Annotated in this window: 15 protein-coding genes and 1 tRNA gene; 9 read left to right on the top strand and 7 right to left on the bottom strand. The window is 59.7% G+C overall.

Translation table 11 applies throughout. The features are described 5' to 3' along the window. Window positions 1-6 precede the first annotated feature (6 nt). Window positions 7-2,334 (top strand): EcoAI/FtnUII family type I restriction enzme subunit R, encoded by a 2,328-nt coding sequence (hsdR, locus tag RVAN_RS15765; RefSeq protein ID WP_013420709.1) that lies wholly within the window; start codon window positions 7-9, stop codon window positions 2,332-2,334. A gap of 250 nt (window positions 2,335-2,584) precedes the next feature. Continuing rightward, window positions 2,585-3,166, top strand: coding sequence for a recombinase family protein (locus RVAN_RS15760; protein WP_013420708.1), 582 nt, complete (start codon window positions 2,585-2,587; stop codon window positions 3,164-3,166). A gap of 172 nt (window positions 3,167-3,338) precedes the next feature. Here RVAN_RS15760 and RVAN_RS15755 read toward each other — a convergent pair whose 3' ends face one another. Further along, window positions 3,339-4,415: a site-specific integrase gene (locus RVAN_RS15755; protein WP_013420707.1), complete on the bottom strand. Its 1,077-nt coding sequence runs from the start codon at window positions 4,413-4,415 to the stop codon at window positions 3,339-3,341. A gap of 293 nt (window positions 4,416-4,708) precedes the next feature. Between RVAN_RS15755 and RVAN_RS15750 the strand changes: the two genes are divergently transcribed. Both RVAN_RS15750 and RVAN_RS20330 read left to right on the top strand, forming a co-directional pair. After that, window positions 4,709-4,784, top strand: a tRNA-Thr gene (locus RVAN_RS15750). Window positions 4,785-4,869: 85 nt separating this feature from the next. After that, complete coding sequence (locus tag RVAN_RS20330) at window positions 4,870-5,289, top strand: DUF6538 domain-containing protein (RefSeq protein ID WP_013420706.1); 420 nt, start codon at window positions 4,870-4,872, stop codon at window positions 5,287-5,289. On the opposite strand, the gene RVAN_RS15745 is transcribed toward RVAN_RS20330, so the two are convergent. Next, window positions 5,255-6,340: an IS630 family transposase gene (locus tag RVAN_RS15745; RefSeq protein WP_013417725.1), complete on the bottom strand. Its 1,086-nt coding sequence runs from the start codon at window positions 6,338-6,340 to the stop codon at window positions 5,255-5,257. The genes RVAN_RS20330 and RVAN_RS15745 overlap by 35 nt on opposite strands. Window positions 6,341-6,754: 414 nt before the next feature. Between RVAN_RS15745 and RVAN_RS15740 the strand changes: the two genes are divergently transcribed. Then, the gene (locus RVAN_RS15740) at window positions 6,755-7,351 is read left to right on the top strand and encodes a metallophosphoesterase family protein (protein ID WP_013420705.1); all 597 of its coding nucleotides are present in this window, start codon (window positions 6,755-6,757) and stop codon (window positions 7,349-7,351) included. Window positions 7,352-7,502: 151 nt separating this feature from the next. On the opposite strand, the gene RVAN_RS15735 is transcribed toward RVAN_RS15740, so the two are convergent. Beyond that, window positions 7,503-8,183, bottom strand: a complete 681-nt coding sequence (locus tag RVAN_RS15735; protein ID WP_013420704.1) for a response regulator transcription factor — start codon at window positions 8,181-8,183, stop codon at window positions 7,503-7,505. A 158-nt stretch (window positions 8,184-8,341) separates the two neighbouring features. Here RVAN_RS15735 and RVAN_RS19285 point away from each other — a divergent pair, with 158 nt between their 5' ends. The 4 genes from RVAN_RS19285 to RVAN_RS19280 all read left to right on the top strand — a co-directional run bounded on the left by RVAN_RS19285 (window position 8,342) and on the right by RVAN_RS19280 (window position 12,351). Further along, on the top strand, window positions 8,342-8,602 hold the full coding sequence (locus RVAN_RS19285) for a DUF4212 domain-containing protein (RefSeq protein WP_013420703.1): 261 nt from the start codon (window positions 8,342-8,344) through the stop codon (window positions 8,600-8,602). 1 nt (window position 8,603) lies between these two features. After that, on the top strand, window positions 8,604-10,466 hold the full coding sequence (locus tag RVAN_RS15725; protein WP_013420702.1) for a sodium:solute symporter family transporter: 1,863 nt from the start codon (window positions 8,604-8,606) through the stop codon (window positions 10,464-10,466). A gap of 196 nt (window positions 10,467-10,662) precedes the next feature. Then, window positions 10,663-11,664, top strand: a complete 1,002-nt coding sequence (gene pip / locus RVAN_RS15720) for a prolyl aminopeptidase (protein WP_013420701.1) — start codon at window positions 10,663-10,665, stop codon at window positions 11,662-11,664. A 120-nt stretch (window positions 11,665-11,784) separates the two neighbouring features. After that, window positions 11,785-12,351 (top strand): methyltransferase family protein, encoded by a 567-nt coding sequence (locus tag RVAN_RS19280; protein WP_013420700.1) that lies wholly within the window; start codon window positions 11,785-11,787, stop codon window positions 12,349-12,351. A gap of 634 nt (window positions 12,352-12,985) precedes the next feature. Here the strand turns inward: RVAN_RS19280 and RVAN_RS15710 are convergent. From RVAN_RS15710 to RVAN_RS15695, 4 genes are all read right to left on the bottom strand, one after another. Next, window positions 12,986-13,384, bottom strand: coding sequence for a hypothetical protein (locus RVAN_RS15710; RefSeq protein WP_155942483.1), 399 nt, complete (start codon window positions 13,382-13,384; stop codon window positions 12,986-12,988). A 72-nt stretch (window positions 13,385-13,456) separates the two neighbouring features. After that, window positions 13,457-14,152, bottom strand: coding sequence for a hypothetical protein (locus RVAN_RS15705; protein WP_013420697.1), 696 nt, complete (start codon window positions 14,150-14,152; stop codon window positions 13,457-13,459). A gap of 593 nt (window positions 14,153-14,745) precedes the next feature. After that, a complete protein-coding gene (locus RVAN_RS15700) occupies window positions 14,746-15,441 on the bottom strand; it encodes a hypothetical protein (protein ID WP_013420696.1) in 696 nt (231 codons plus the stop codon). A 345-nt stretch (window positions 15,442-15,786) separates the two neighbouring features. Then, window positions 15,787-17,211, bottom strand: a complete 1,425-nt coding sequence (locus RVAN_RS15695) for a DUF3987 domain-containing protein (RefSeq protein WP_013420695.1) — start codon at window positions 17,209-17,211, stop codon at window positions 15,787-15,789. Between the last annotated feature and the right edge of the window lie 15 nt (window positions 17,212-17,226).

Raw genomic sequence — 17,226 nt, 5'->3', positions numbered from 1 at the left:
CGTCGCATGTTCGAGAGCGAAACCGAATCTGACACGCGGGCCAACCGGATCGACCCGGTTCTTGCCGCTGCGGGCTGGGGTTCGGTCGAAGGCTCCCGTATCCGGCGCGAAGTGATCTGCCCCGGTCGCATCATGCCGGGCGGCAAGCGAGGCGAACAGCTCACCGCCGACTACGTGCTGATCTACCGAGACCAGAAGCTCGCCGTGATCGAGGCCAAGCGGGCGGGCCTACATCACACCACCGGCGTCGCTCAGGCCAAGGACTATGCCGGGCGGCTCAAGGCGCGGTTCGCCTACGCCACCAACGGTCTCGGCTGGTACGAGACCGACATGATCGGCGGCGCGGAAGGCGATTTGAACCAGCCTTTTCCGACGCCGGGTCAGCTTTGGGAGCGATGCTTTGCGGAAGCCAGCCTTTGGCGCGAACGGTTCGGGGCGGTGCCGTTCGAGGTGGCGGGTGGCAAGTGGGAACTGCGCTACTATCAGCACAACGCCATCAATGCCGTGCTGGAAGCCGTAGGCAGGGGCGAGAAGCGCGTGCTGCTGACGCTGGCTACCGGCACTGGCAAGACCTCCATCGCCTTCCAGATCGCATGGAAGCTGTTCCACGCCCGTTGGAACCTCTCCGGCGAGCCGACGCGCCGCCCACGCATCCTGTTTCTGGCGGATCGCAACATCCTCGCGGATCAGGCTTACAACGCCTTTTCGGCCTTCGACCCCAATGCGATCACCCGGATCGATCCGGACACGCTCCGCAAAAAAGGCGGAGTGCCGAAGAATGCCAGCGTCTTCTTCACGATCTTCCAGACCTTCATGACCGGCGACGGCCAACCGAGTTACGAAGGCTATCCGCCCGATTTCTTCGACTTCATCGTCATCGACGAATGCCACCGAGGTGGCGCGAACGATGAGGGCAACTGGCGCGGGATCATGGAATATTTCTCTCCCGCCGTGCAGCTCGGCCTGACCGCTACGCCCCGCCGCAAGCACAATGCCGACACCTACGCCTACTTCGGCGAGCCGGTTTATGTGTATTCGCTGCGAGAGGGGATCGAGGATGGCTTCCTGACACCCTTCAAGGTGCGCCAGATGGCCAGCACGATTGACGAATATGTGTGGGACGGCACCGACGAAATCATTTCGGGCGAGGTCGAGAAAGACAAATACACAGAGGCCGATTTCAACACCCGCATCGTGATCGAGGGCCGCGAGAGAAGCCGCGTGGCCGAGTTCATGTCCGAGATCGATCAGCGCCAGAAGACGCTGGTTTTCTGTGCCACACAGGAACACGCGCTTCGGGTGCGCAACTACATCAACCAGATCAAGACCAGCTCGAATCCCAACTACTGCCACCGTGTCACCGCCGATGATGGCAAGCTGGGTGAACAGCATCTCCGCGACTTTCAGGACAACGACAAGACCATCCCGACGATCCTGACAACCTCGCAGAAGCTCTCGACCGGCGTGGATGCGCGCAACGTCCGCAATATCGTGTTGATGCGGCCGATACGGTCGATGATCGAGTTCAAGCAGATCATCGGGCGAGGAACGCGAACCTACGACCGGAAAGACTTCTTCACGATTTACGACTTCGTGAAAGCGCATGAGAAGTTCAACGATCCCGAGTGGGACGGTGAACCGCTGCCGCCGGAAGAGCCGCGACCGCGGCCGCCCAAACCTGAACCACCCGAAAAACCCGAGCCACCGGAACCGCCTGAAGGTGGCGAGGAAGGCGGAGATGACGAGCCAAAGCCCAAGCTGGTTATCAAGCTGGCAGACGGCAAGGAACGGCTCATTCAATACATCGCCGCGACGAGCTATTGGGGACCGGGCGGCAAGCCGATGACGGCCCAACAGTTCATGGAGAGTCTGTTTGGCGATCTGTCTGGCATGATCGACGATGAGGACGAGTTGCGTGGGAAGTGGAGCGATCCGGACGAGCGCGAACGCTTCGTGACCTTGCTGGAACAGCGCGGCTATGGTGCCGACCAATTGGCCGATATGCGGCGTCTGATCGATGCCCCAAACAGCGACTTGTTTGACGTTCTCGCCTACATCCGGTTCACGACGCCACCGAAAACCCGCTCTGATCGTGCGAACGCCGCAAGAAACGGCGGTCTGGACGGCGCTGACACCGCCCCAATGCGAGACTTTCTTCTTGACGTGCTGAAAGCCTATGAAACCGTTGGAGAGACCGAACTCTCTCCGCGCAAACTCGGGGACTTGCTGAAAGCACGCTACGGCACCTTCGAGGACGCGAAATCGAAGCTGGGGGACATGCTCTCAATCCGCCAAGCCTTTATCAACGTGCAGCGTTACCTATACAGAGGCTGACCACCTTCGGTTTGACCATCGCTCGCGTCGCACGCCGTTTAGATCGATTGCCTCTTCCTCCTTTTATCCGGGTGCTGGGCGGACTGGGTCCGGCGATAAACACAACCTCCATAAGCCGTTCCAAATAGGGCATGCCCTTGCGGGATGTTCCAAAGCCATGCTATAGCTGTCCCACACGAGTAGTTTTTCGAGTTTTGGCACACGGTCAGGACCACGTCTAAGACGTGTGTGGAACAGATTGGGGGCGGACATGGTGAGTGTGGGATACGCGCGGACCTCGACCACGGAGCAGGTTGCGGGCCTCGAAGCACAGGAGCGCGAGCTTGCGGCGGTTGGCTGCAACAAGGTCTTCGTGGAGCAGGTGAGCAGCGTGGCCGAACGCGGGGAGCTTGTGGCGGCGCTGGACTACATCCGCGCGGGCGACGTGCTCGTCGTCACGAAGCTGGACCGGCTGGCGCGCTCGCTGCGGGATCTGATGGAGATCGTGGCCGCCATCGAGGCGCGTGGCGCTGGCCTTCGCATCCTCGCCATGAACCTTGACACGACGACGCCGACCGGCAAGCTCATGCTCCAGGTGCTGGGCGCGGTGGCCGAGTTCGAGCGCGCGATGATGCTGGAACGGCAGCGTGAGGGCATCGCGAAGGCCAAGACGGATGGCAAGTACAAGGGCCGGAAGCCCACCGCGCAGGCGAAGGCGGCCGAGGTCGAGGCGCTGCTCAAGGCTGGTGTGTCGCCGACCGAGGTAGCGCGTCGGCTCGGCATCGGGCGAAGCAGCGTGTATCGCATCGCCACCGACAAAGGCATCAAGGCCACGCCGAGCTACGCGCAGTAGACCAGGCAGGCGCTTTGTGAGGTTTGCCCCAGCAGTAGACGCTGAAGACTTAAACTCTACCGCGTCTACTGAACCGCCTCGGTGCCGCTGTCCTTGGGAAAGTTCGCCGCTTCCGTCCTCCGAGCCCTGTGTTTTTGGTGTTACCTATCGTGCTTCTGGTCCGCTTCTGGCCTTAGTTTCGGAGCTGTTCTTTCGGCACCCCGATGATGGCGATAGCCTTGGCCATGGTCTTGATGTCCGCATGGCGGTAGCGGTCGGCCTCGCCACGGCTTCCCTTGTGACCTTGGATCGCGTCGGCGACGCTGTCCTGCACACCGACCCGAAGGCAGGCGCTTTTGAACCAGTGGCGGAAGGCGTGGTTAGGAGCCTTTCGTCTGTCTGTGAAGCCCTGCTTCCTGATCCACGTGGCGAGATGGTTAGAAACGCCTTTGCTCGCGTGGCGGCCGCCTTTCGCCGCTCTCGTCGCTTTTCCATAAAACAGCGGGCCATCGCCTTTTTCGATCACGAAATCGAGGAAACCTTGCTCAATCAGCGCGGGATGAATCGGCACGTCGCGCTCCGATCCTTCGTTTTTCAGCGATCCACCGTCTTCGGCTGGGGTGAGGCGGAGAACGTGAACGCCGTCCACTTTGAGAACACGTCCTCCCCATAGCTGCGCAAGCTCCGCCACGCGCGCGCCGCTTAAAGCCATGAGCCAAGGCAACCAGCGGCGCGAAGGCACGGTCTCTCGGGAAGACAGCGATAGAATGCGGGCAACTTCATCGTCTGTGTAAGGCTGCATCCGGGTGCCCGCCCGCCGCTTCTGACGCAGTTTCATGCCATCGAAAGGGTTTGCGGGCACGAGCCTGTTGTCCACGGCAAACCCGAAAAGCGCCTTGATGGCTGCAATTCGGCCAACCTGAAGGCTGCTGGCCGAGTAGCCTTGCTCGATGAGAGAGTCCTTCCAGGCCAACACGTCGTCCTTTCTAACACGCGCCATGTCGTTGTGGCCGAGGTGAGCCACGACAGATTTTACGTAGCCTTTCCAGGTGGAGACGGTGCTCGCGGCGGGAGTGCGCTCCCGCTTCCAGCGCTCGAAGACTTCATCGAAGCTGACACTTGCGAGAGGTTTCACCTCCCCATCAGCCGCGCCTTTCCATTCAGGAAAACGCTGCGCCGTAGGGTCGGGAGCGTAGTCACCACGCGCGTTCCGCTCAAGCTTACGTGCAGCCTCGACGAGTGCTCGTCCGGCGTCTGCGAGGAGTAGCATTCGGCTTCGCTCGTCGGTGACGATACCCTCGCGCTGGAGGATCAGATCAACGAAACCGCCAAAACGCCTATCGAGAAGAAGCAGACGTCCCTCGCCAGTTCGCCGAGCATCTTGAGGACGATCCTGGTGATCCCGAACTCTGGCGCGGCATGCAGGAGGCCAACGAGTACGCGCTGAGCGGCCAGCCGTTGACGATTGATAATTCCATCCGATGGTCCGCCAAAATTTGTTCAAAGCGGGCTTGCACCGCGAGAAGTCCGTTGCTATGCATGTCACGCGGGTTTCCCCGCATCGCCGCTTTAGCTCAGCCGGTAGAGCACCTCATTCGTAATGAGGGGGTCGCGTGTTCGAGTCACGCAAGCGGCACCACCATGCCTCTAAGCATCTGTAACGGCTTAGAGATTTGACGCCATTGCATGTTTCGGCATCCCACTGCTACACAGGGGTGCTCCACATGGTCTTAGCAATGGCTCGTCCTTCCACACGCTCCAGCACCACTTTTCCGCACTTCCGCAAGCGCGTTCCTGCTGACATTCGGAAGGCGGCTTTGGGTAAGCGCGTCACCATCAAGCTTCCGGCTGAAACCCCCGACGCGGCCGATCTGCTGGTGTCGGCGAAGCTCGGTGGCGAGGTAACTTTCTCACTCAGAACACGCGACCCCGCTCTCGTGAAGCAGCGCCACGCGGCGGCCATGGTGCAGATTGAGAAGCAATTCGCCGCTCTTCGCGAGGGACCGAAGCCGCTCACCAAGAAAATGCGAGAAGCCATAGCGGGGCTGCTCTACACAGCGCGCTTGCTCGGGAGGGGGCGCGCGTCACCGATTTACGCAAAGTCCCTGTCTAGTGCACTGACTCATTCAGAAGGTGCAGATTGAGGCGGTTGAGCTTGTCGAAGATTTCATCGGCGGTTTTGGTCCAGACGAAGGGTTTTGCGTTCCGGTTGTGATCGGCGATGTAGCGCTTGATGGCGTCTTCGAGGTCGGCGACGGATTTGAAGACGCCACGACGGATGCGCCGCCGGGTAATGGCGGAGAAGAAGTTTTCGACCGCGTTCAGCCAGGACGCCGAGGTCGGCGTGAAGTGAAAAACCCACCTCGGATGATCCGCCAGCCAGGCGTCCACCTTGGGATGCTTGTGGGTTCCGTAGTTGTCCAGAATGACGTGGATGATCTTGCCGGCTGGGACCTTGCGCTCCACGGCGTTGAGGAATTTGATGAACTCCTGATGGCGGTGGCGCTTCATGCAGCGGCCGAGCACGGTTCCATCCAGCACGTTGAGTGCGGCGAACAGCGTGGTGGTTCCGTTGCGCTTGTAATCGTGGGTCATGGTCGCGCATTTGCCGGGCTTCAACGGCAGGCCCGGTTGAGTGCGGTCGAGCGCCTGGATCTGGCTCTTCTCGTCGATGGACAGGACCACGGCATGGCAGGGCGGGCTCATGTAGAGGCCCACCACATCCTCGACCTTTTCGGCGAAGGCGGGATCGTTCGACTTCTTGAACGTGCGCAAGCGGTGCGGCTGAAGGCGGTGGGCTCCCCAGATGCGCTGCACCGTGCGCAAGCTGACGCCCGCCGCCTTGGCGACAGCGCGTCCGGTCCAATGCGTGGCGTTTCCGGGGGGCTCGGAACACGGCAGCGCCAGCACTTTCGCGACGCTCTTCGCTGACAAAGGCGGCTTGCCTGGCTTGCGGGTCTGGTCGCGCAACAGCCCGTCCACCCCTTTTTCGGCGTAGCGCCGCTGCCAACGCCATACGGCTGGCCGGCTGACGCCGCTTAAGCGGGCGACGTCGAAAACGGAACGGCGCTCAGCAGAATGAAGCACGATCTTTGCCCGCTGCGCGTGCTTCTGCGGGCTGTTGCGGTCCCCGATGACCGCCGCCAAACGTGAGCGGTCTTCGGACGAGAGAAGGATGCAGACGGTTTGAGCCATGCCTGAAGCATGCCTTGCTTCGTCTGCTTTGTGAATCCTATGTTTGCGTCAGTGCACTAGGGCATTTTGTTCGGGCGCATTTTTTCCGCGTGGGCGAGTGTCCGCTTCGTGAAAAGACGTCTGAAGCCTCGGCGCGCTCTGAAAGCATGCCCGCCTTGGGTATCGTCACCGGCTGATCCGCGCTGAGCGGCCGTCTCGCGCTCGAAACAACGTCGTCATTTGCAATTCGTTAAGCCGCTCCTAAATGTCAGACCGAGCCGGAGCAGCGACAGCTTGGCTCCTGAGTTCCGAGCCGCTTCCGGTTGGTGCAACCGATCCGATCCGTCTTTTCACGCTCTGATACCGGTCGGATTGCGATGCTTCGGATCGAAACGGGCTCAAGCGCCGTGAGGCGCTCCCGGACGAGGTGCAGCGATGACATTATTCTTCACTTCCGACACGCATTTCGGTCACCAGAACATTATCCAGGCCTGCAATCGCCCCTTCGCGAGCGTCACCGAAATGGACGAGGCGATGATCGCGCGATGGAACGAGCGCGTGGGCCCAGGCGACACCGTCTACCACCTCGGCGACTTCTGCTTTCGCAATTTTATCGGCGCGGATGCGTATCTGAAGCGGCTCAACGGCACGATCCACCTCGTTCAGGGCAATCACGACACGGAGACGCTGAAGCACCACGCCAGGCTTTTCGCAAGCGTGAGCCTCATCCGCGAGATTGACGCGGGCGGGCACAACATCGTGCTGTGCCATTATCCGATGCGCGAGTGGAATGGGTCGTGGACGGGAAGCTGGCACCTGTTTGGCCATGTGCATGGTCGGCTAAACCACGCGCCGCTAGGGCTTAGCCTCGACGTGGCGGCGGACGCGCATGATTTCACGCCGTGGAGCCTCGACGAGATCGAGGCGGAATTGAAGCACCACGAAAACCCGTTCGCTGCGGGGCGGCCGGAAAGGCTGGAAGTGACCGAGCGCCCGAGCGCCCACGCCGCTTCGGACATCGCGAAAGTCTGAAAGCCTCGCGATCGGGGAGCGGCTGTTCACCTTGCCGCGATCGACGCGCGCGAACCGCTCACGCGATTTCACGAACCGCGAAAGCGTTTGCCGACAGAGACTTAGAAGTGGGAAGGGTGAAGCCTGATCGCTTCCCGGCGAACGGGAGCTTCTAGGCTCCTTCGGTCCCGTCCGCTTCATCGACCGCCGCGATCCGGTTGACCGCGATCACGGCTTGCGTACGGCTGTCGACGCCGAGCTTTTGCAGGATCGCCGAAACGTGCGCCTTCACGGTCGCTTCAGAGACGGAAAGCTCGTAGGCGATCTGCTTGTTGAGAAGCCCCTTGCCCAGCATCGAAAGCACGCGAACCTGCTGCGGCGTGAGCGTCGCGAGCCGCGCGGCCATCTCGCCGAGTTCGTCGGGGCCGCCCTCGCCCTGCATCTCATCGGTGAACCAGATGCCGCCGTCGAGAATGGTCTTCACCGCCTGCCGGATACGGTCGACGGGCAGCGACTTCGATATGAAGCCCGACGCGCCGAGATTGGCGCAGCGGCGAATCATGCTCGTATTATCGGTCGCCGAGACGATCACAACGGGGATCTGCGGATGCTGGCTCCGAAGATACATGAGGCCGGTGAGCCCGGACAGCGAAGCCGCGCCCTTCTCGCCCGGCATTTTCAGGTCGAGCAGCACGAGATCCGCGCCCGGACTGGCCGAAAGCGTATCGAGCAGCTTCTCGACCGAATCCACTTCGGTGATGCTGACGCCATCCAGAGACGAGCCTAACGTCTGCTTGAGGGCATCGCGGAAAAGCGGATGATCGTCCGCAATGATGACATGATAAGCGCTCATCGCTTGGTCGCCACAATCGGGCCACTCGCGCCGCCCGCCTTCTTCCTGGGACGCAAGTCGCGCTTGGCGTGCATGCCTTGCTTGGCTCTCGGTTTCAGATAGGATGGCAAGGACCGATTCCCGGGGTTGAACTAAAGATGTAATGAGACTGCAAAACTATGTCCGATGACGACGTTAAGCAAGCTTATTGGCGAAGTATCTCGCGGATCAGCCTCGGTATGACGGTGACACTCGCCGTGATCATGATTGTCTTTCCTTTTTTCATCCCCGAGCTCAACGCGTACCGCTTCCTGCGGTTTCCGCTGGGCTATTTCCTGCTCGCACATGGGGCGGTGATTTTGCTCGCGATCCTGATATACGGCTTCTTTGGCGGGCAGCAGCGCGCGGACCGCGTCCATAACATGACCATCCAGTTCTGACATGACGCTCAATTACAGCACGCCCGCCGTAAACCCGAAGCTCGGCTCCAGTTTCGCGATCTTCGCGAGCGCTTACACCTGCCTCGTCCTGATGCTCGTGGTGCTCGAACAGCTCGGCCTTTCGACGCTGACCATCGATCACGTCATCGTGGTTGCGCCAGCGCTATTCTACATCGCTATCGGCTTCATGACCCGCACGATCGCCGTCGATGACTTTTTCGTCGCAGGCGAACGCGTTCCGCCGCTCTACAACGCACTCGCGCTGAACGCCATGGTGTTCGGCGGCAGCCTGCTCGCGGGCAGCATCGCCGCGTTCTTCTTCATCGGCATCGACGCCATCGCCATTCCGGTCGGGCTTTTCGCGGGGCTTGTGCTCATGGCGGTGCTGTTCGTACCGCATCTGAGGAAGGCGGGCGCATACACGGTGCCGGGGTTCCTACATCTGCGCTTCGGGCGAAAAACCATCCGGCTGACGGCGTCGGTGCTGATGATTGCGCCGTGCCTCATCGCCATCGTGGCTGAAGTTGCGCTCGGCGGGAATATCGTCGGCTACCTCTTGCCGACACCTCAGGCGCTCGGCATCGATCTTTCCCCCGCGTCACTTTTCACGCTGCTTGTCGTGGCGAGCATCGTCATCGCCGTCGTGCTGGGCGGCATGCGCGCCGCGACCTGGACGCAATGCGCGCAGTTCGTGGTGGTGCTCGGCCTGGTCGCCCCGCTCATCGTCGTGTCGGTGATACGGACGAACCTGCCTCTTCCGCAGCTCACCTATGGCGGCCAGCTTGAGGAGATCAAGGAGCGCGAGGCGTCGAAGGGCTTCATCACCACGACGCGGCCGAAGACGCTGAGCGAAGTCCTGCCCGGTCAGGGCGCCCAGCCGGTGACACGGCCCGCCGAGCGCATGTTCAGCGCCCTTTCGCCATTCGATTTCGTTCTTCTGATCTTCTGTCTCGCCGTTGGTGTCGCGTCGCACCCCACCTTCCTGCCGAGGCTTTCAACAACGCCCACGATCCTCGCCAGCCGCCGCATGTTCGGCTGGGTGACGATGATCGGCGCGTTCGTGGTGCTTACGATCCCGGCCTATGCCTTCTTCACGAAAGCGATGGCGGTCGAGGCGCTCATCGGCGTGCCGGTTTCCGACCTGCCCGCGTGGGCGAGAGCCTTGCAGCAACTTGGCTTCATCTCACTGCCCGGCAATCAGTTCGAACAGCTGGGCGGCGCGCAACGCGTCACCTTCCAGCCGGACAGCCTCGCCCTCATCCTGCCGATGGCGGGCCAACTGCCGCGCGTGTTCTTCGGGCTCGCGGCGGCCGCGCTTCTTGCGGCGATCGCGGCCTGCGCGGCGGGGCATCTCGTGGCGCTCGCCAACACCGTCAGCGACGACATCTATCACGGAACCCTGAGACGCAACGCGTCGCCCGCTCGCCGCCTGCTCGTGGCGCGGCTTTCGATGATCGTCTTCGGGATCTTCGTTTACTTTCTGGCGCAAGGCCACGTCGATCCGTTGCGCTGGGCGATGGTCTCCCTCTCGCTCGCGGCGGGCACATTCTTCGCGGTGCTCGTGCTGTCGGTGTGGTGGCGCAGGCTCTCCGCGAAAGGCGCGCTGGCCGGTATGGTGACGGGTTTCGCGGTCACGGCGCTGTATCTGAACGCGTCAGGCGCGCCGCTGTTCGGTATCGACTCGCTGAACGCCGCGGCCATCGGCGTGCCCGTGAGTTTCGTCTCGGCGGCGATTGTGAGCCTGCTCTTCGGCACTCCCGACGCGCATGCGCTGGAAGCCGTGGAAGATCTTCGCGTTCCGGCGGGCGAGACGCTGCAATCGCGCATGGTGCGGTTGGCATCGCGCACCAAGCCGACGCTGTGAGGTGGGATGAGGCGGCGTTTTCGCGTCAAGGAAACGTGAAAGGCTCCAGCGCGTAATCCGCAAAAGGGAACGCCGGTTTCGCGATAAGATCACGCTCTAACAAGAACTTGGAGCGCGCTTTTGATTTCATCGGAAGCGATAACGCTCTAGGATGCCCGAATCGGAGGCGCTTCCTCCGGTTCACCCGGAGGCCTGCATGCGCCAAGCCGAGTCCCCCAAGCCGCCCACGCCCGGCTCGACCGTCGGGCGGCTGCCTCTGTTTCCCGACATTCCACCCTATCGTACGGGCTGGCTCAAGGTCTCGGACCGGCACGACATCTATTTCGAGGAGTGCGGCAACCCGCGCGGAAAACCCGCCGTCTGGGTCCATGGCGGGCCGGGCGGCGGCTGCAACGCCACCATGCGCCGCTATCACGATCCGTCGAAATATCGCATCGTGCTGTTCGATCAGCGCGGTTGCGGACGCTCGACGCCGCATGCATGCCTCGACGAAAACACCACATGGGATCTCGTCGCCGACATGGAGCGGCTGCGCGTGCATCTCGGCATCGACCGCTGGCAGCTCTGCGGCGGCTCATGGGGTTCGACGCTCTCGCTCGCCTATGCCGAGACGCACCCCGAACGCGTGAGCGAGCTTGTGCTGCGCGGCATCTTCCTCCTGCGCCGCGCCGAGCTCGACTGGTTCTATCAGGAGGGAACGAGCTGGCTGTTTCCCGACGCGTTCGAGGCGTATCAAGCGCCGATCCCGCCCGCCGAGCGCGGCGACATGATCGCGGCCTATCATCGGCGCCTGACCTCCAGCGACGCGGCGGAGCGTCTCGCGGCAGCGCGCGCCTGGAGCATATGGGAGGGGACGACGCTTTCGCTGTTCGCCGATCCGGCGCGCGTGAACCAGTTCGGCAGCGAATTCTACGCGCTCGCCTTCGCGCGCATCGAGTGCCACTATTTCATGAACCGAGGGTTCTTCCGCAGCGACAACCAACTGCTCGAAGACGCTGGCCGCATCGCGCATCTGCCGGGCACCATCATTCACGGTCGTTACGATGTGGTAACACCCTTGAAGAATGCGTGGGATCTGGCGCGAGCATGGCCGAAGGCCGAGTTGCGCATCGTGCCGGATTCGGGACACGCGGCGAGTGAACCCGGCATCGTGCATGAGATCGTGAGCGCGACGAACGCTTATGCGGCGAGCGCGTGAGTTGAACCGGTGCGCGACAGCGACGCAGTGAGGGCTTGACCCGGTCTCGCAGCTTGGTGCAAATCTTTGGTGACGCGCCTGTCACGCGGTTGATACATTCCTGCTGTAGCGGCTTTCGACATGCCAAGCTATCTCATGTACATCTTCGACGTGGCCGTGGCCTCGCTTGTCACGCTCAACGCCCTTCTCCTGCTGACCATCTTCTCCAGAAGGTTCAAGCTGTGGCCGACGCCGGCTGAGCGAAGCTGGCAGCATTACACCTTCTGGCCGCTGTTCCGGGGCGGCCTCGGGCTGACGCTGCTGTTTTCGATCCTCACGGTTGGGTGGCCCGAGGGTGGCCCCGACACGTGGCGCTTCCTCGCGGGCATGATCTGCGTGGTGATCGGCTTCGGCTTCACGATCTACGGCTATTTCGATCTTGGCATCGAAAACACTTATGGCGCGGACGAGGGGCTGGTTACGGGTGGCCTCTATCGCTTCAGCCGCAATCCGCAATACGTCGCGTCGATCCTCGGCTTTTTCGGCACCGGCCTCGCAAATGGCTCGGCGCAATCCGCCGTGCTCTGCGGTCTGGCGATCCTCGTTTACGTGGTCCTGCCCTATACGGAAGAGCCGTGGCTGGAGCGCGCTTACGGCGACGTCTACGCTGACTACAAGCAGCGCACGCCGCGCTTCCTCTTTCTTTAAGCTCCAGCGACGCCAGCGGGCCTGCGCGGACGCTCGGGCGCCCAGCCGATCTCCCCGCCTCGGAGCTTCGTGCGCCGCTGTTTTCGGGCGCGGACTTTCCACAGGCTTCCGATTTAGCTATGGAGAGAATAAGGCGCGTCATTGCAACCCTAGATTGATAGCGATAAAAACCTCGAAATCCTGAACGAGGTTTTTGATGCCAGTTTGGCAACGGATCGTCGCCCGCATTGTCCCCTTGCATATTGAATTGCACTCGCAAGCGTCGGAGGATTTCATTGCCTCGCGGCGCGACCTTATTTTCGTCGAGTACGAAGGGGAAAATTGCAATCATCGCTATTTCGCGGTGAAGCGGAAGCTCTTCGGACCACGATATGATAATGGCCAACCCCGTGCGGACAACGCCGGCCGGAGCTGACCGTGAGCGGCGCTGACGGAGCGAGTCCCCGGCGCGGCGGTGTGCGGTGGCTTGCTTTGGGATACGCGCTCGCCTTTGCTTCTATCGTGCTGTTCGCGGTTTCGCCGATGATACTGGCTGCCATCGCCTCCGCCATCTACCCTTGATTTCATTGAGTTTTTTGCGATTTCGGCGTTTCTACTAACTTTCTACAACAGAAAGTCATAGCGATAGCGCGGCCTAAAGCACCGGCAAGCGTGCGGTGATGCGCGCGCCAACGTCGCTCGGAAACGCGTAGAGCGGGAACGCCAGAATGCCGCGCGCGGCCGGATCGATGCCCACAAGCCCGGCCGCTTCAAGCGCCGCCATGATGCTCTGGTTTGCGCTCGTGAGGCCCAACAGCACGACAGGCGGCAAAGCGCCCCCCTGCACTTTCCACGCGATATGCATGGCGCGCATCTCAGGCGTGTCTTGGTCCGCCACCGTTGCGTTCAGATCGCCAAAGCTCGTTGCCGTGCCCACAGTGAGAAGGGGCACGTGCCCGCGCGCGACGGCTTCCGCAAGATCGGGATGCGGCGCATCATGCTCGCCTGTCGGCACCACGGTTGCATACGGCCCCTTAGGGACAAAAGCGCCCATAGGTGCGCGCCAGTTTTTTGAGCTGGCCTTGATCCAATTTATAAGTTCGGTTAGCTGTTCGTTCGCGTTCATTTAAACCTCCACTCGGCTGTTCGCCTTATCGGCAAGCGCCGAATTGTAAAAGCTAGCTTCGATGTCGTATGCCGTCCTGTCATAGCTCGGCAACACGTGTTCAATGTTCGCCGCTTCGGCAAACATTCGCGTCGCTTCCGGCGCGAATTTCTGCACAATGCTGTGCATGAACGATGCGTGCGTTTCATCGGCAAGTCCGAGAAGGAAGTTTGGCGAGTGGAAAACAACGCTCGCAACATCCTTATCGTTCGCAATCAGATGCTTGATCTTGCTCATACCGGCGTCGGTCTTCGCCTGTTCTTTCACCCACACGCGAATTTCGCTTTCAATGTGGGCATAGCCCGGACGTGGTGCGAAAATCTCATGTGCCTTGTTCGCGGCCTCGCGGTTTAACCGCTCCGCGTGCGCCTTAAGTTCAGCCTGTACGTTGCGAATTGCGCGCACGGCTTCGGTCGCCAGTTTCTTCGCCGCTGCATGCTTCGAGACTTCGGTTCGCGTTTGATCGTTAGCGAGCGCGGCAACACGCTCGGCGGCCTGCTTCACGGTCGCATGCAGGCTTGCTACCTTCAGGCCGACATTGCCGAATGCGCTCGGCACACCAAGCTTTGCGCTCAGAATAGAGTTGAGTTGCAGCCCATCAACGATAGCAATGGCGTTTGGCGTGTTAATGAGACGGTTGCTTTTTCCAATAGACATTAGTTTGTTCCTATCAACTTCGCTTGCTGTTCAGCAAGTGCAGCTTCCCATTGTTCGGCTGCTGTTCCAAACTCGTTCACGAGCATTACTCTGCGAGCGTAAGGCGGCTTCGTTATCCATTCGCCTGTTCGATAACAAACTTCGACAACTGTTGTCGGTCGAAGCTTGTTGCGCTGCTTGTTTCGCGTCGCTTCAACTTTCAACACGCGATTGCGGAGAACGCGCGATGTCATCTCGTTTCCAGTGCCTCGACACGCTGCTCAAGCGCGCTTGTTTCGATAGCTCTAAGCAACAAACTAAGAATATTGGCCAGTCGTGAAGCATCAACAACGTCAACTTCGTTCATGCGTGCTTGCCTGTACAGCCGTGCAAGTTCGCGTCTAACATCGCACGCGTTGTCGAGGCGTATTCTTACGCGTTGTTTCTTCTGTGGAGGGGGGCGTGTGTCGATTTCCACTTTATCCATCGCATGCTATGTAATTTTGCGCATACGCGAAACTAGCCATAAGCTAAGCTTATACTGACTTTTTTGACCAAAGACAATATCTTATTAACGATTAAGGCGGGCCTATGCCCACAGTGCCCGCCCTCGCTCAGAACGTGAGCGGCTCGATGAACTTCTCGTAGGGATCGCCCGAGGCTTCTTCGCCACTGCAAACGAGCTTCACCCGCGCTTGCCAGCTCTCGCGGGGCAATACGGCCTCACCGACGCGAAAGAGTGCCACGGCGCGCCGCAGCCGCCCGCTCTCGCTTTCGGCCTTCAGGCGCGCTGTATCGGCAAATTTGGCAATCTCAAGCTCATCAAGGTATCGCGCCAAGCTCCGCATCGGATGCTCGCGCAGTTCGGCCGGAACGCTCGGGAACTCTGTCAGCTCGTATGCGACAGTTCGTTTTGAATAATCAAACAGATTGTCTTCGACAACGCGGCAAAAGTCCGGCGATGCAAGAACGTGTTCGATGAACTCTTTGACAAACTCGTCAAAGTCATTCTTGCCCCATGCTACGTTCTCGAAATACTCTTTGTTCTCATTGAGCAACGAACGCAACGCAGTCTCAACAATGCGATTGCCATTTTCGCGCAGTCGGCAGTTCAATGACACGCCAAGCAGTCCGATACAGAGAATTTGATAAAAAACTTCTCGCTTGCCTCGATCATCTTTGCAATCATGGCTGCGCGCGACATAATGCATGAAGCCTTCAATCTTGTTACCGTAGTTACGGTGACGCGTTTCAATCTTCGGCTCGTTCGGGCGCTTGCCCGTGACACGGTGAAAGAGTTTCTTGCTCACGTTAGTTCATCCTTCCTTTGAGACTTGCGGCTGTAGTCGTCACGTGTTCGCTCCTTTGTTCGGCCTCATGCCCACAAGGGGGCGGGCGGCGCTGGTTTAAGCTGTTTAACCCTGTTTGCGAACGCCCTAAAACACGAGAAAAGCCTGATTTTGTTGGCTTCTTTGGCTTATGTTTTATGTTTTATATTATTATTATTATTATTATTATTATTATTATTATATACAACCTATATGGTATATAGCGTGATATATACATTTATAAACGTAAAACCCTAAAAGTCTAAAACATCCAATAAAATCAGGCACCTATTCCTTAAACGGCACCTGAAACGCCCTAAACCGGGCCTAAACCACGTCACCGGGCGGAGCGCCGTCGAAAATCCCCTTGAGGCGCCGCCTCGCCGCCATGGCGTTCTTGATCAGTCCGTTGTGAGCACTGCTTTCTTCCCCGGGCCAATAAAGAACCGAATGACTGTTCGTATATTTGGGCAATTCGTGGTTACGCACCTTAATAATTTCTCCATTATTTATTAGCTGTTGAATGGCTTCTCTGAGCGACTTCGTTGCGCCGTTACGTGCGTTCTTGAACGCTGCAATGTTCGCCGTGCGTTGCTGCAAAAAGCGTTCGGGAATAATCATGTTCTTATGCATTTCTTCAAAGCCCGCCGACCTGAACTTTTCTGATGGGCTTTCAAGATATTTGTTTATTATCTCACGCAACTTGTTAATGCGCGCGGCGTCGTCGTCCTGTTCGCCAACTTCGCCTTTTTCAAAGCGCGACAGGAGATTGCGCACGTTGTAAACTTCAATATCTACCGACCATTTGAATTGCTCGGCTGATATGACCGGGCACCACGGATGAACACCGATAGCAGCAAGGGAAGCGAGCTTGAGAGCCTTCATGTGGGCACGGTTCCACAAATGCCGCGTGACTTCGCTTGCACCATCCTTGTTGATTTCGCCGTCGCAAAATTCGTTGAACTGTTTAGCGAGACGCTTCGCTTCTGTATCAAGTTCAACCGTGACAGGTTCCGCAGCTTGCTTGAACGAGTGTTCGCAAAGTTGAGCGAGCTGTTGAACCAGTTCAGGCGAAGGCTCGTGCGTAGGGCTTTCATTCAGCGGCGGGCGCTTGCCGGTGTATTCGATCAGCAGGAAGCGCGGCAGAAGCCCTGTCGCTATCAAAGTCTCGCTCAGGCCTGCATAGAACGTCTCTGGCGTGCCTTCGGCTAGCAGGCTGAAAGATGGCGCGACCACGTTCGCGGTGTTCTTCTCGCGGTCGCTGTGGACGCTTGGGCGCAATTCGCCGTGACGCCCGCTCTTGGCATAAAGGTCGAGAAGGATTTCCTGAAGGCCCGCGAGATGCGTCGGCGCATTCGGCCGCGTCATCTGCTGCATTTGCAATCCGAACTCGCCGAAGATCGAGAGGAAGCACGGCGCTTGGGCGATATGCTTCACGAGCGCTTGCTTGCTCGCGAAATTCGCGGGGCCGATGAGTTGAGCGGCAGCGGGCACGATCTGGACCACAGGCCGCATGAGCGCGGCGACGCCCGACGCCATAAACGACTTGCCCGTACCAGTCGGGGCAAGCAACAGCACGTATTGGTTGAGGCCGTCATGCGAGATGTTATAGGCGCGGCCACATATTCCGGCCATAAGCCCGATGGAGCTTGCCAAGGCAATTTCAGGAACAGGACGCGCCGAATGCCAGTAAACAAAATCGGCAATATCGCCAAGCAGGCCGAAAGGTTTTGTGTAGGGATTGCCGGTCATGACGTGCTCATTTGT

This window comes from Rhodomicrobium vannielii ATCC 17100 (assembly GCF_000166055.1).
In the GTDB taxonomy this organism is placed as follows: Bacteria; Pseudomonadota; Alphaproteobacteria; order Rhizobiales; family Rhodomicrobiaceae; genus Rhodomicrobium; species Rhodomicrobium vannielii.
This window is presented reverse-complemented; position numbering and strand designations above follow the sequence as displayed.

Bases quoted from the DNA above. Each gene is read 5' to 3' on its own strand.
- hsdR (WP_013420709.1), top strand. From the start codon at position 7: ATGTTCGAGAGCGAAACCGAATCTGACACGCGGGCCAACCGGATCGAC.
- RVAN_RS15760 (WP_013420708.1), top strand. From the start codon at position 2,585: ATGGTGAGTGTGGGATACGCGCGGACCTCGACCACGGAGCAGGTTGCG.
- RVAN_RS15755 (WP_013420707.1), bottom strand. From the start codon at position 4,415: ATGCTACTCCTCGCAGACGCCGGACGAGCACTCGTCGAGGCTGCACGT.
- RVAN_RS20330 (WP_013420706.1), top strand. From the start codon at position 4,870: ATGGTCTTAGCAATGGCTCGTCCTTCCACACGCTCCAGCACCACTTTT.
- RVAN_RS15745 (WP_013417725.1), bottom strand. From the start codon at position 6,340: ATGGCTCAAACCGTCTGCATCCTTCTCTCGTCCGAAGACCGCTCACGT.
- RVAN_RS15740 (WP_013420705.1), top strand. From the start codon at position 6,755: ATGACATTATTCTTCACTTCCGACACGCATTTCGGTCACCAGAACATT.
- RVAN_RS15735 (WP_013420704.1), bottom strand. From the start codon at position 8,183: ATGAGCGCTTATCATGTCATCATTGCGGACGATCATCCGCTTTTCCGC.
- RVAN_RS19285 (WP_013420703.1), top strand. From the start codon at position 8,342: ATGTCCGATGACGACGTTAAGCAAGCTTATTGGCGAAGTATCTCGCGG.
- RVAN_RS15725 (WP_013420702.1), top strand. From the start codon at position 8,604: ATGACGCTCAATTACAGCACGCCCGCCGTAAACCCGAAGCTCGGCTCC.
- pip (WP_013420701.1), top strand. From the start codon at position 10,663: ATGCGCCAAGCCGAGTCCCCCAAGCCGCCCACGCCCGGCTCGACCGTC.
- RVAN_RS19280 (WP_013420700.1), top strand. From the start codon at position 11,785: ATGCCAAGCTATCTCATGTACATCTTCGACGTGGCCGTGGCCTCGCTT.
- RVAN_RS15710 (WP_155942483.1), bottom strand. From the start codon at position 13,384: ATGGGCGCTTTTGTCCCTAAGGGGCCGTATGCAACCGTGGTGCCGACA.
- RVAN_RS15705 (WP_013420697.1), bottom strand. From the start codon at position 14,152: ATGTCTATTGGAAAAAGCAACCGTCTCATTAACACGCCAAACGCCATT.
- RVAN_RS15695 (WP_013420695.1), bottom strand. From the start codon at position 17,211: ATGACCGGCAATCCCTACACAAAACCTTTCGGCCTGCTTGGCGATATT.